Origin of the sequence: Xanthobacter luteus (assembly GCF_040049235.1) — a bacterium.
Taxonomy (GTDB): domain Bacteria; phylum Pseudomonadota; class Alphaproteobacteria; order Rhizobiales; family Xanthobacteraceae; genus Xanthobacter.
Map to the genome: position 1 here is coordinate 1,394,002 of NZ_JBDZDO010000001.1, position 13,349 is coordinate 1,407,350.

General features: G+C 70.6%; 12 protein-coding genes. 2 read left to right on the top strand and 10 right to left on the bottom strand.

The features are described 5' to 3' along the window. The first annotated feature begins 3 nt into the window (after positions 1-3). Both ABLE88_RS06845 and ABLE88_RS06850 read left to right on the top strand, forming a co-directional pair. Positions 4-1,650 (top strand): hydantoinase B/oxoprolinase family protein, encoded by a 1,647-nt coding sequence (locus ABLE88_RS06845; RefSeq protein WP_348830685.1) that lies wholly within the window; start codon positions 4-6, stop codon positions 1,648-1,650. Between the two features lie 48 nt (positions 1,651-1,698). Next, positions 1,699-2,454, top strand: coding sequence for an SDR family NAD(P)-dependent oxidoreductase (locus ABLE88_RS06850; protein ID WP_348830686.1), 756 nt, complete (start codon positions 1,699-1,701; stop codon positions 2,452-2,454). A 158-nt stretch (positions 2,455-2,612) separates the two neighbouring features. Here the strand turns inward: ABLE88_RS06850 and ABLE88_RS06855 are convergent, their stop codons facing one another. The 10 genes from ABLE88_RS06855 to ABLE88_RS06900 all read right to left on the bottom strand — a co-directional run bounded on the left by ABLE88_RS06855 (position 2,613) and on the right by ABLE88_RS06900 (position 13,330). Further along, positions 2,613-2,900, bottom strand: a complete 288-nt coding sequence (locus ABLE88_RS06855; RefSeq protein ID WP_348830687.1) for a hypothetical protein — start codon at positions 2,898-2,900, stop codon at positions 2,613-2,615. A gap of 26 nt (positions 2,901-2,926) precedes the next feature. Next, positions 2,927-3,661, bottom strand: coding sequence for a maleate cis-trans isomerase family protein (locus ABLE88_RS06860; protein WP_348830688.1), 735 nt, complete (start codon positions 3,659-3,661; stop codon positions 2,927-2,929). A 23-nt stretch (positions 3,662-3,684) separates the two neighbouring features. Beyond that, positions 3,685-4,800: an LVIVD repeat-containing protein gene (locus tag ABLE88_RS06865; protein WP_348830689.1), complete on the bottom strand. Its 1,116-nt coding sequence runs from the start codon at positions 4,798-4,800 to the stop codon at positions 3,685-3,687. A 52-nt stretch (positions 4,801-4,852) separates the two neighbouring features. Then, a complete protein-coding gene (locus ABLE88_RS06870) occupies positions 4,853-6,358 on the bottom strand; it encodes a tripartite tricarboxylate transporter permease (RefSeq protein WP_348830690.1) in 1,506 nt (501 codons plus the stop codon). A gap of 37 nt (positions 6,359-6,395) precedes the next feature. After that, positions 6,396-6,830 (bottom strand): tripartite tricarboxylate transporter TctB family protein, encoded by a 435-nt coding sequence (locus ABLE88_RS06875; RefSeq protein WP_348830691.1) that lies wholly within the window; start codon positions 6,828-6,830, stop codon positions 6,396-6,398. Position 6,831: 1 nt separating this feature from the next. Then, entirely contained in the window at positions 6,832-7,788 is a 957-nt protein-coding gene (locus ABLE88_RS06880) for a tripartite tricarboxylate transporter substrate binding protein (protein WP_348830692.1), read from the bottom strand. A gap of 50 nt (positions 7,789-7,838) precedes the next feature. Beyond that, on the bottom strand, positions 7,839-8,546 hold the full coding sequence (locus ABLE88_RS06885; protein ID WP_348830693.1) for a GntR family transcriptional regulator: 708 nt from the start codon (positions 8,544-8,546) through the stop codon (positions 7,839-7,841). A 248-nt stretch (positions 8,547-8,794) separates the two neighbouring features. Next, positions 8,795-10,798 carry a CaiB/BaiF CoA-transferase family protein gene (locus ABLE88_RS06890; protein ID WP_348830694.1) on the bottom strand — a complete coding sequence of 668 codons (2,004 nt, stop codon included), beginning with the start codon at positions 10,796-10,798 and terminating at the stop codon, positions 8,795-8,797. Next, entirely contained in the window at positions 10,795-12,177 is a 1,383-nt protein-coding gene (locus tag ABLE88_RS06895) for an MmgE/PrpD family protein (RefSeq protein ID WP_348830695.1), read from the bottom strand. The genes ABLE88_RS06890 and ABLE88_RS06895 overlap by 4 nt, the downstream gene beginning before the upstream one ends. A 10-nt stretch (positions 12,178-12,187) precedes the next feature. Then, positions 12,188-13,330 (bottom strand): NADH:flavin oxidoreductase/NADH oxidase, encoded by a 1,143-nt coding sequence (locus ABLE88_RS06900; protein WP_348830696.1) that lies wholly within the window; start codon positions 13,328-13,330, stop codon positions 12,188-12,190. Positions 13,331-13,349 lie beyond the last annotated feature (19 nt).

Consider the following 13,349-nt stretch of genomic DNA (forward strand, 5'->3'; position numbering starts at 1 on the left):
ACCATGCACGCGCTGAGCGAGGTCGACTTCCAGATCCTGTGGAACCGCCTGATCGCGGTGGTGGAGGAGCAGGCGCAGACACTGGTGCGCACCGCCTTCTCCACCAGCGTGCGCGAGGCCGGGGACCTGTCCGCCGGCATCTTCGAGGCCGGCGGGCGCATGCTCGCCCAGGCGGTCACCGGCACGCCGGGCCATGTGAACGCCATGGCCGAGGCGGTGGGCCACTTCATCGCCGACATCGGCCGCGACAACATCTTCGAAGGCGACGTCTACATCACCAACGACCCCTGGAAGGGCACCGGCCACCTGCACGACATCACGGTGGTCACCCCCTCCTTCCGCGCCGGACGGCTCGTCGGCTTCTTCGCCTGTACCGCCCATGTGGTGGACATCGGCGGGCGCGGCTTCGGGCCGGACGGGCGCGAGGTGTTCGAGGAAGGCCTGCGCATCCCCATCATGAAGCTCGCCGCGCGCGGCACGGTGGACGAGGGGTTGATCCGCATCGTGCGCGCCAACGTGCGCACGCCGCAGCAGACGGTCGGCGACATCTTCTCGCTCGCCGCCTGCAACGAGGTGGGCCACCGCCGCCTCATGGACACCATGGACGAGTTCCGCCTCGACGATTTGGAGGCGCTCGCCGGCTTCATCTTTGCCCGCAGCCGCGCGGCCACCAGCGCCTGCCTGAAGAGCCTGCCGCGCGGACGGTTCGAGAACGAGATGCGCATCGACGGCTACGACGCGCCGGTGACGCTGAAGGTGGCGCTCGAAATGGGCGACGGGGCGATCCGCGCCGACTTCTCCGGCACCTCGGCGGAAAGCCCGTTCGGCGTGAACGTGCCGCTGGTCTATACCCGCGCTTATGCCTGCTACGGGCTGAAATGCGCGCTCGCTCCCATGGTGCCCAACAACGCCGCCTCGCTGGAGGCGTTCGAGGTCACCGCCCCGCCAGGCTCGATCCTGAACGCCCAGGACCCGGCGCCGGTGGCGATCCGCCACGTGATCGGCCACATGGTGCCGGATTTGGTGCTCGGCGCGCTCCACAAGTGCCTGCCGCAGCGCATCCCGGCGGAGGGCGCGGGCGCGCTCTGGAACATCCACATCAGCGCCCGGCGCCTCGCGGGGGCCAACGTGGAGGGGCCGGCGGGCGCCGAGATCCTCATGTTCAACAGCGGCGGCACCGGCGCGCGCGCCAGCCTCGACGGCATGAGCGCCACCGCCTTCCCGAGCGGGGTGCACACCATGTCGGTGGAGGCGACCGAGCAGGTCGGCCCGATCGTCGTCTGGCGCAAGGAGCTGCGCCCCGATTCCGGCGGCGCGGGAACCCGGCGCGGCGGGCTCGGCCAGACCATCGAGATCGCCGCGACGGAGGGCTACGACTTCCACTTCAACGCCATGTTCGACCGCGTGGACAACCCCGCCCGCGGCCGCGACGGCGGCGCCAATGGCGCGCCCGGCCGGGTGACGCTCGACGACGGCACGAAGCTGAAGGGCAAGGGCCGCCAGCACGTGCCCGCCGGCCGGCGCCTCAGGCTCGATCTGCCCGGCGGCGGCGGCTTCGGCCCGCCCGCCGGGCGCGACGGGGCGGCACTCGCCGGCGACGTGGAGGCGGGCTATGTCTCCCCCGACGCGGCCGAGCACGACTATCGCTGAAGCACCCATCGCCGCCGCCGCGCGGCGGCCCAGCACCGGAGCCGACCCATGACGCTTGAAGGACAATCCGCCCTCGTCACCGGCGGCGCGCAGGGCATCGGGCTTGCCTGCGTCGCCGCGCTGATCGCCGAGGGCGCGTGCGTCACCATCGCCGATGTGAAGCTGGAGGCGGCGACGGCCGCCGCCGCGCCCTTCGGTGGCAAGGCGCGGGCGGTGGCCTGCGACGTCTCAAAGCCGGAGGACGTGAAGGCGGCCGTTGACGCCGCCGAGGCCGCCTTCGGCACCGTGACGGTGCTGGTGAACAATGCCGGCATCACCCTTTCCGGCGACATCCTCACGCTGGAGCTGGAGGCGTTCCGCAAGGTGCTGGACGTGAACCTCGTCGGCACCTTCCTGATGAGCCAGGAGGTGGCGCGGCGCATGGTGGCGGCCAAGGAGCAGGGATCGATCGTGAACCTGTCGTCGATCAATTCGATCATGGCGATCCCGGCCATCACCGCCTATTGCGCCTCCAAGGGCGGCGTCGCGCAGGTGACGCGGGCGAGCGCGCTGGCGCTCGCGCCCCACGGCATCCGCGTGAACGCGGTGGCGCCGGGCTCGATCATGACCGACATGATGCGCGGGGTGGCCTCAGACGAGGCCGCCATGAAGCGCGTGCTCTCGCGCACTCCGCTGGGGCGCATCGGCGCGCCCAGCGAGATCGCCGACGCGGTGGCCTTCCTGGCCGGCAACAAGGCGAGCTACATCACCGGCGAGACCATCTTCATCGACGGCGGCCGCGCGGCGCTGAACTACACGGTGTGAGGACGGTGGCGCGGCCCTCGCCGCCGTCCCGCCGTCGCCCTCCGACTTGATCGGAGGGCCCATGGCCCCTTCGTCACCGTGTCACCCACCGGCGGAATGGATGCTCCGGTCAAGCCGGAGCATGACGGCAGTTAGGCGCGGCGCGCCGACGGCTCCCCTCACACCGCCACCGCCTTGAAGCCCGTCGGCGCGCGCAAAGGGCGGCGGGCGGGGGCGGTCATGGCGAGGAGGCCCACGGCCTTCTGCCGGGCCCGGAACATGCGCTCGAAATGGGCGAAGGGGATCGCCCCGCAGGTGGGGCTGAAGAACGCCTCCCAGGCGGCTTCCGGCACCGTCTCGCCCGGCATGCGCGCCTCCTCCGCCCGGGCGCGCGCGCGCACCACGTGGGAGGCGGGCACGAACGGGCGATACTTGTTGCCGTCCTCGTATTCATAGAAGCAGCACATGGCGGGGTCCCGGTGAGGGTTCAAGTCTATCGGCCGGCGAGACGGTCGAGCAAGCGCCCGCCGCCGCGCCCGCGGGCCTCCACCCCCATGTGATCGAGCGCCGCCCAGAGCGAGGCCTGGTTGGAGGAGACGACCGGCTTGCCGAGCCGCGCCTCCAGGTCGGCGATGCGGTCGCAGGACAGAAGCTGCGTGCAGCTGATGAACACCCCGTCGCAGGCGCCGATCTCGCCCGCGTGCCGCAGCACCATGTCAGCCACCGCGTCGGAGGAGATGCGCCTGATCTCCTCGCTCGAAGCGCAGCCGAACGTGTCGCAGCCCATTACCGTGACGCCGTGGAAGGCGAGGAACACCGTCTCCGCCCGGTTCAGTTCGTCGGGATAGGGCGTGACCATGTAGAGCGAGCGCACCTCCAAAGCCCGCAGCGCGCGGCGCACGGCGGTGGCGGTGGTGACCGCGGGAATGCCGGTCGCCTGCTCGATCTCGGCGGCGATCGCCTCGTCCTCGTCCTCGCCGCCGATGAAGCTGCCGCTGGTGCAGCCATAGACGATGATCTCGGGATAGGTCTGGGCGAGGTCGCGCGCCGCCCGCCCCACCGACTGCGCCATGGCGGCCAGCGAGGCGGACGAGAGCGAGGAATCCGGCCGCGACAGCCGGTTGCAGTGCATGGAGACCGCGGGCGGCAGCAGCGGCGGCAGCTCCCGTTCCATGGTCACGTTGCCGGGCGGGAACAGCACCCCGAACTTGCGCGGCGTCGGCTCCATCGCCCTCTCCTCGCGCTTCGGGCTCAGGCGCGCTGAAGGATGTGCATGCCGCGGTTGCGGTCGATGACGTACATCAGGCCCGCCTCGGTGAGGAAGACGTCGTTGGTGCCCGGCCGGTCGAAGCCCTCCGGCGGGTCCGGCACGAAAGAGGCCACCTCCTTCGGCGCGTGGGGATTTTTCACGTCCACCACGCGCAGGCCGTAGGCGAACCAGGCGACCGGGATCTCGGTGCCGTAGACCTGCTCGGCGGGCTGATGGCAGCCGGTGAATTCCGGCATGTTCACGTCCTGGAGCCCCTCGATCTGGTAGGTGGAGACGATGGTCGGGTATTCCTCCTCGGTGATGTCCACCAGCCACAAGAAGGGCGGCGGCGAGGGCCTGGTCTTGCGCACGTCCTCGTCCGCCACAAGCAGGATGTCGCGGCCGGCGACCTTGAACGGCAGAGGCAGCGCGGTGTGGGTCGGGTGGGTGAAGGGCGGGTTGTAGCGCAGGCGCGAGATCAGCTTCGGCTTCGCCATGTCCTCGATGTCGAGGATCGCCATCCCCGCGTGCCAGTAGGCCACGTAGAGCCGGTTGCCCCGGCGCAGCACCTGGTGGCACCAGGTCATGCGGTAGCCTTCGTCCGGCGTCTCGCCGCCCGCCACCCACTGGCCGGGCATCCACCAGCGGCCCACCTCCTTCGGGTTGGCCGGGTCTTCCAGGTCCAGGATCATCATGATGTTGAGGTGATAGCCCTCCACCTCCGGCGTGATGTAGGCGTAGCGCCCGTCGAAGTCGAAGCGGTGCACGCCGGTGCCGGCGGTCTTCCAGAAGGCGATCTGCTTCGGGCTGGTGGGATCCTTCACGTCGTAGATGGCGAGCCCGCCCTGGAAGTTCTCGTCGAGAATGTAAGGCGGCGGGCACTCCCAGTTCACCAGCATGATGTCGTTCTCCACCCGCACCTTGTGCGAGTGCACCCCCTTCGGGATGGAGATGTGGTGCACCTGGCGCGGATTGGTCGGGTCGGAGATGTCGACGACGGTGGTGCCGTGCGGCGCGTCCATGTGGGCGATGTAGCAGTAATTGCCCTTCACATAGACTTGGCCGCCGCCCGGGCAGTCGAAATAGGACAGAACCTTCAGACCGTTGATCTCAGCCATTTGAACGTCACTCCGGGCAGGTCTTGGTGTTGGTCGGAAACGATGAGGCGGCTCAGTCGAGCGCCGCCCCGACGGGCAGGCGCCGCCGCCATTTGAAGAAGGCGTTGCCGGCGAACAGCAGCGCCACCGCCGCCACCACGCCGACGCAGATCGGCCGTGTCACGATCAGCCCCCACTCGCCGTTGGCGAGGAACATGGTCTGGCGCAGGCTCTTCTCGATCATCGGCCCGAGCACCAAGGCGATGACCAGCGGCGAGGGATCGATCCTGAGCTTGCGCAGCCCGTAGCCGAAGGCGCCGGCGATCACCATGATCCAGATGTCGAGCAGGCTGTTGTTGAGCGAGTAGGTGCCCACCACGCACAGGATCATCACCACGGCCGCGAGCACGTTCTGCGGCAGCTTCAGCACCGAGACGAACAGGTGCACCAGCGGCAGGTTGAGGATCAGCAGCAGCAGGTTGCCGATATACATGCTGGCGATGACGCCCCAGAACACGTCCGGCGCGGTCACCATGAACAACGGCCCCGGCTGCACGCCATGGATCACCAGCGCGGCGAGCAGCATGGCGGTGGCGGGCGAGAAGGCGATGCCGAGCGAGAACATGGGCACCATGGCCCCCGCGGTGGCGGCGTTGTTGGCGCTCTCCGGCCCCGCCACGCCCTCGATGGCGCCGTGGCCGAACCGCTCCGGGGTGCGCGAGAGGCGCTTTTCCACGCGGTAGGACAGAAAGGAGGAGACCACGGTCGCCGGCCCCGGCACGAGGCCGATGAGGAAGCCGAGCCCGCTGCCGCGCAGGATCGGCCAGACGGAGAGCTTCGCCTCCAGCCAGGAGGGCACGAGGTCCTTGAAGCGCACCTTGGTGATGCGCGCCTTCTGCTCGCCCTCCTCGATCATGCTCAGCACCTCGGCGATGCCGTAGAGGCCCATGATCACCGGCACGAGGTCGATGCCCTGGGCGAGCTGGGTGTAGCCGAAGGTGAATCGCTGGGTGCCGGTGATGGGGTCGATGCCGACCGTGGAGATGGCGAGCCCCAGCCCCACCATGATGAAGGCGATGTGAAACGGATTGGGGGAGAGCCCGCACAGGAACACGAGGCCCGCCGCCGCGAGCACGAAATATTCCGGCGGGCCGAAGCGCAGCGCCACCTCGGCGAGCCACGGGCCCACCAGCATGATGCCGACGATGCCGAGCGTGCCGGCGACGAACGAACCGATGGCGGCGATGGCGAGCGCCGGACCGGGCCTGCCCTTCTTGGCCATCTGATAGCCGTCCACGGCGGTCATGATGGAGGCCGCCTCGCCCGGCACGTTGAGCAGGATCGCGGTGGTGGAGCCGCCATACATGGAGCCGTAATAGATGCCGGCCAGCATGATGATCGCGGCCTCCGGCGGCAGCGCGAAGGTGAGCGGGATCAGCAGCGCCATGCCCGCGTTCGGGCCGATGCCCGGCAGCACGCCCACGAGCGAGCCCAGCAGCACGCCGACGAAGCAGGCGAGCAGGTTCGGCGGCAGCGCCGCCACCGAGAAGCCGTGGGCGAGGCCGGTGATCATTTCCATGGCGGAGCGCCCTCGGTAGGAGGATGGGGGCCGGCGCTCATGAGAACAGGCTCCCGACCGGAAGCGAGAGGCCGAGCAGCGGCACGAAGATCGCCCAGGTGGCGGCCGCCAGCGCCGCGCCGACCATGAGGCTGGCGCGCCAGGAGGTGCCGAACAGGCGTAGCGCCGCCACCGCCAGCAGGAGGGCGGCGAGCAGATAGCCGAGATAAGGCAGCACGGCGCAGAAGGCGAACAGGCTCGCGAGCGCCGCCCCCACCTTGGCGAGGGCCTTGGGCGCGGTGGCTTCCACCGAGAGCTGCGCGCCGCGGGCGAAGACCGCGACGATGCCGCTCAGCAGCAGCAGTCCCGCCACGGCCAAAGGGAAGAAGCCGGCGCCCGGTCCTGCGAGCGTGTGCATCGGCAGCTGGATCGCGAACGCGAGATAGAGGGCGCCGAAGAGGACGATGCCGGCGCCGAGGAGCCGCGTAGCCATGCTACTTCTTCAAAAGGCCGAGCTTGTCGAGCAGCGCCGTGTGCTCCTTGAACTCCTTGTCGAAGAACGCCGCGAGCCGGGCGCTGTCCATGTAGTTGACCTCGATCTCGCGGGCCTTGGCGAAATCCTGGAACGCCTTGTCCTCGACCGCCGTGCGGATGGCCTTGGAATAGAAGTCGGTGACACCCGCCGGCAGGCCCTTGGGGCCGACGAAGGCGAAGGACAGGTTCACGCCGATGTCGTAGCCGAGCTCCTTGAAGGTCGGCACGTCCGGGTAATAGGGGCTGCGGGCGGGCTGGAACGCGGCGAGGACGCGGACGCGCCCGGCATTGGTGAGCTGGCGGCCCTCGCCGGGATTGATGATCAGCGTGTCCACATGGCCGCCGAGCAGCGCGGCCGATCCTTCGGCCCAGCCGGAGAACGGCACGTGCACCACATCGATGCCGGAGGCGGCGGTGAGTTGGGCGAGGTTGAGGTGGGAGGCGGTGCCGATGCCGGAGGAGCCGAAGCGCAGCTTGGCGGGCGCGGCCTTCGCCGCCGCCATCAGCTCCTTGATGTCCTTCCACGGCGCGTCGCCGCGCACTGCCAGCAGCTGGTAGTAGGTGACGGTATTGGCGATCGCCGTGTAGTCCTGCGGGCCCTTGTAGGGCAGCGCGTTCATCTGCGGCTGGTCGAGCAGCGCCGGGGTCGGCGAGAGGCCGATGACGGTGCCGTCCGGCTTGCCCTGGACGATCTCGGTGACGCCGATGGAGCCGCCCGCGCCGGTGCGGTTGACCACCGCGATGCCGCCGGGAAACTGGCCCTTGATCTTCTCCACCACCGAGCGGGCGGAGAGGTCGTTGAGCCCGCCCACGGTGAAGGGAACGATCACCGTGACCGCGCCCGCGGGCGCCTGCGCCGCGGCCGGGGCCGCGACGGCGACGAGCATCGCGAGGGTGGAAAGCAAGATCTTGCGCATGACGACCCCTCTGTCTGGAACATCTTGGTTCTGGAAAGGCTTAGCGGTTCTCAGTCTGCCGCCGAGATGCCGCTCAGATTGACGACGAACCGCGTGCGGTTCGCCGGATAGAAGGCGAGGCTCAGGATCACCGGACGGCCGGCCGCGTCCATGTAGGTGCGGTCGCCCTCGAGCACCGGTGCCCCGACCGCGATGCCGAGATGGGGGGCAAAGCGCGGATCGGCGAGGGTCGCGGCGATGGTCTGCACCACGCTCGCGATCTCGATGCCCGCCACCTCCTTCACCACCTCGCCGAGCGTGCGGCGCTCGAGCAAAGCGATGTTCTCCAGCACGATGTCGCCGACCCCCCGGGGCAGGTAGGCGGAGATGAAGATCACCGGCGCCCCGTCGGAGAAGCCGACGCGATCGATGGCCACCACCGGCGCGCCAGCCGGCACGCCGAGGGTCTGCGCGACCCGCGGGGTCGCCGGGGCGAGCCCGGCGAACGCGACCCTGGCGAAGCCCTTGGGCTGATCCCGCAGGAGGGATTGCAGCAGCTGGCTCGGCTTCGCATCGGTCCTCTGGACGCGCGGCCCCCGATAGAAGGTTCCGCGCCCCCGGTGCCTGCTGATGATCCCCTCGTCCGCCAGCAGCGACAGGGCTGTTCTTATGGTGATGACGCTGACGTTGAATTCCTTGCAGAATTCATCGTCGGTCGGAAGCTGGTCTCCCACCGCGTATTCGCGTTCGAGACGCTGCTCGATGACCGCTTTGATCATCGAGTACTTGGGAATGACGACATCCATCGCAAGCAGCGTATGAAAACGCATAAATTTATGTCAATAGGTTTTTATGCGCGTTTTACGTGCGATATAAAGTATCAACTCCGTGTCAAACCTTGAGTATTCAATGTTACGCGCGGCCGCGGGCGCCGCGCGCACAACCGATTTTCGTTTCACAAACAGGAACGGTGTTTTGCACGAGCCGTCCCGTGCCGGCGGCGCGCCCGCCTGGACGCGGCGGCGGCCTATTCGGCGGTCCCGCGGGTCCCGCCGCCTGCCGACCGGGCCGCAAGGCCCGCGTTTGCCTCGCCCAGCGGTCCGATGGCGGAGAGCGGCACCGGCGGCACGGCCGAGAAACGGAACGGCGAGCGGAACAGCGGCCAGGTCTTGCCGTCCGCCCCCTCATAGAGCGCCACCGCGCCGTCGCCCACGATCGCCGGATCGTTGCGGATCTCGGTGAGCGTGCGCACCGGCACGGCGGCGATCCCGCGCGCCGCCAGCGCCGCCACCAGCGCCGCGCGGGTGGTGCCGGCGGCGGTCGCGGCCGCATCGGCCAAGGTCGAAAGGTCCGCGCCCGCCACCACGTGGCCATCGGCGCAGGCGATCACGCAATGCGGTGGCTGCGCCGCGCCGTTCCAGGCGGTCTGGGTGAGGAACACCGCCACGTCCTGCATGGCGAGGTCGACGGCAGAGCCGCGCCCGGTGCGGCGGCGCTGCTCCAGGGCGCACAGGATGGCGAACAGGCCGGCGATGCCGCCGGTCACGTCGGCGACCGAGGTGCCGAGCTTCACCGGAACCTCGCCCGCGCGGGTCACGTCCATGAGGCCCGACATGGCCTGCACCACGGTGTCGAAGGCCGGCCGGCCGGGATAGGCGGAGGTGCGCCCGAAGCCGGAGATGGCGCAATAGACGAGCCGCGGATTGAGCGCCGCGAGCGCCGCCGGATCGAAGCCGAGCCGCGCCAGCGAGCCCGGCTTCAAATTCTCCACCAGCACGTCGGCGCGGGAGAGGAGCCCGGTGAAGGCGGCGCGGTCCGCCGCCGCGCGCAAATCGAGCCGGAGGCTGCGCTTGTTGGCGTTGTTGATGGTGAAGAAATAGCCCTGCCCGTCCTGGTGCGGCGGCCAGGCGCGCGAGGCTTCGCCGTCCGGCGGCTCGACCTTCAACACCTCGGCGCCGAGCAGGGCCAGCTGCTTGGCGGCGAGCGGGGCGGTGGTGTACTGGCCGATCTCCAGCACCAGCAGGCCGTCGAGCGGCCGCGCGCGGGGCAGCGCCGGTTCCGGCCGGCCGGCGGCGGGCGCGGAAAAGTCGGTGCGCACGAAGGACAAGGGCCAGGGCGAAGGGCCGCCCGAGAGCGCGCCGCGCAGGCGCAGGTTCTCGTCCGCCTTCAGCCCCTCGACGGAGAGGATCGGCCCGGCTGCGAGGCCGGCGCCGTTGAGCGCGGCGACGCAGTCCTTCACCGACAGCGTGGCGGTCCAGGCCTCCACCTCCCGGTCGACGGCATCGCACAGCGCGATGCGGTCGGCGAGCTTCTCGTAAGGCGCGCCGGCGAGCTCCGGGCGTCCCATCAGCGCGGCGAGCTTCACCCAGTGCTCGTCCGTGGCCGAGCACAGGAGGATCCAGCCGTCCGCCGCGCGGTAGCTGTTCCACGGCACCGCCATCGGGTGGCGGTTGCCCGAGCGGCCTGGGGTGCGGCCGGCGAACACCAGCGGCAGGAAGGTGGACTGGCCGTTGAGCCCGCAATCGAGGAGGCGCAGGCCGAGGTCCTGCCCGGCGCCGGTGGCGGCCCGCATGCGCCAGGCGGCAAGGATGCCGGAGGCGGCGAACATGCCGGTCTGGATCTCGATCACCGCCGCGCCGCAGATCACCGGCGGCCCGCCGGCAATGCCGGTGATGTCGGCGATGCCGGTCGCCGCCTGGAGGAACGGCTCGATCCAGTCGCCGTGCGCGGGATCGCCGTCCACCGTGATGTCGACCACGATCTGGTCCGGGCGCCGCGGCGGCGGCGCCGGCGCGTCCGCCCGGTCGGAGGTGACCAGCACCACGTTGGCGCGCGCAAAGGCGGCCTCCCGCGCCTGCGGCGTGTCGGCGATCCCCTCCTTGAACGCGCTGAAGCCGTCCGCCGCGCCGGTGCCCGAGGGCGCGATCACCCGCGCGCCCACCTGGGCAAGCAGGCTGCCGCAGGCGCGCACCGCCGTCCGGCGCCCCCATTCCAGCACCACGAGGTCGGCGAACGGCGTGGTGATGGTCATGCCGCCACCGCCGCCTGGAGCGCACCGACGCCGGCCGCGCCCCTGAGCGCCGCGACCTCCTGGGCGAGGCGTTCGAACCCGGCCGCGTCCAGCCGTTCGCCGATCAGGCCGCGGGCCTTCAGGCGCAGCGCCTGCGTGGTCATGGGATTGACCGGCGTGCCGAGGCTGTCGAGCACGCGCTCGGTGCGGCGCGAGCCGTCAGCGAAGGTCACCTCCACCTCGGTGCCGAAATGCTCCGGATAGGCCGCCTCCATCGCCGCGTCGTGGGCCACCTCCACCCGGTCGGCAAAGGCGAGGATCCGGGGGTCGGCCAGGTTGTCCGGCTCGTAGGCGTCGTAGCGCTCCGGACCGAAGGCGAGCGCCGCGCCCACCGTGAAGGGCAGGCTGTATTGCGCCGCCATGGGCGTGTCGGGCCGGCGCACCATGTGCTGCTCGGCGAGCTTGCGCGGCCCGCGCACCAGGATGGCGCGGATGTCGGCGTCCGCCGCCTTGAAGCCGCCGGTGGTGGTGCGCAGGCCGTCGATCATCGAATGCAGCAGCTTGCAGCAGGCATAGGGCTTGAAGCTCATGTCATGGATGGCGAGGCCGCGCGCGCCGATCCGCGTCAGCGCCTCGGGGATCGCCTCATGGCCGTAGAGCGCGAGGAAGCCGTAGCGTCCGTCGAGGCCGCGGGTCGGACCGGGAATGCCCGCCTCCACCACCTCGGCGGCGAGCACGCCGGCGCGCGCCGCATAGCCGGCATGCAGGCGCTTCACCTCGGCGCCACTCACCTCCTGCGAAAACTGCATGGAGCCGGCCGAGAGCGACAGCGCGTGGCCCCAGGCGGCGGCGATCTGCTCGGGCGCGAAGCCCTTGAGCTTGCCGGCCGCGACCGCCGCGCCGAACACGCCGAACACGGCGGTGGGGTGATGGCCGGCGGCGATCACCCGTTCGGCGCGGGCGGCGATGCCGATGCGCGCCATGGCCTCGTAGCCGGCGGCGACGGCCGCGAGCACGTCGCGCCCCGCGGCACCGGTCTCGGCCGCCACCGCGAGCGCGGCGGGGATCACCACCGCGCCGGGATGGCTCATGGAGGCTTCGTGGGTGTCGTCGAGCTCGAAGGAATGGCCGGCGGCGCCGTTCACGAACGCCGCCACCTCGGGCGTGGTCTCCAGCTCGCTGGCGACGATGCGCGCCGGCCCGGTGCCGCGATAGCGCTCCGCCCAGCGGTGCAGCGCCGCGATCCACGGCCGCGCCGCGCCGCCATAGGCGACGCCGCAATAGTCGAACACCAGCAGATCGAGCTGGGCGAGGTCGCGCTCCGTGAGCGTGGCCGGCGTGATCGCGGCCAGCTCCTCGGCGAAGGCGAGAGTGAGGTTGGCGTCCGTGCGGTTCGTCATGGCGGCGCCCTCAGCTCGCCTGCGCCTGCGGCTCGGCCATGCGCTCGCGGAACGGCTTCAGGAAGTCGCCGGGGCGCATGGAGGGGTGGGAGCGCTCGTACTGGGGCGGGAAATAGACCTCCTCGCCGAAATGCTCGGCCGCGTGCCAGGCCCAGCGCGGCTCGTAGAGCATGCCGCGGCCGAGGGCGACGAAGTCCGCCTGCCCCGCGCTCAGGATGTCCTCGGCCTGCTGCGGCTTGGTGATGAGCCCGACCGCCATGGTGGGAAGGTCCGCTTCGCGGCGCACCAGTTCTGCGAACGGCACCTGATAGCCGGGGCCGATGGGGATCTTCTGGTCCGGCGAGGAGCCGCCGCTGGAGGCGCAGATATAGTCGCAGCCGCGCGCCTTCAGTTCGCGGGCGAAGGCCACCGTGTCCTTCGGCTGCCAGCCGTCCGGCGTCCAGTCGGTGGAGGAGACCCGCACGCCGAGCGGCTTCCGCTCCGGCCAGGCGGCGCGCACCGCCTCGAACACCTCCAGCGGGAAGCGCATGCGGTTCTCGCGGCTGCCGCCATAGGCGTCGGTGCGCGCATTGGCATGGGGCGAGAGGAAGGAGTGCAGCAGATAGCCGTGGGCGTTGTGGATCTCGATCACGTCGAAGCCCACCGCATCGGCGCGCCGGGCGGCTTGGGCGAAGGCGTCGCGCACCTGGGCAAGGCCCGCTTCGTCGAGCGCCTCGGGCACCGGGCGGCCGGGATAGGGGACCGCGGAGGGGCTCGCCATGAGCCAGCCGCCCTCCCCGTCCTCCATGCCCTGCTGCTTCTCCCACGGCACGGTCACCGAGCCCTTGCGGCCGGAATGGGCGAGCTGCATGCCGAGCTTGGCGCCGCCGTGCCGGCGGCAGAAGCCCACCACCTCCTCCAGGCCGGCCACATGCGCGTCCGACCAGATGCCGAGGCAGCGCCCGCTCACCCGCCCGCGCGGCTCCACCGCCGTCGCCTCGGTGAAGACGAGGCCGGCCCCCGACACGGCGAGATGGCCGAGATGCATGGTGTGCCAGGCGGTGGCGAAGCCGTTCTCGTCCGCCGAATACTGGCCCATGGGCGAGACGACGATGCGGTTGTCGAAGCTGACGTCGCGCAGCGTGAAGGGGGAGAACAGCGTGGTCTTGGGCATTTCCTCGTCCTTCCGGATT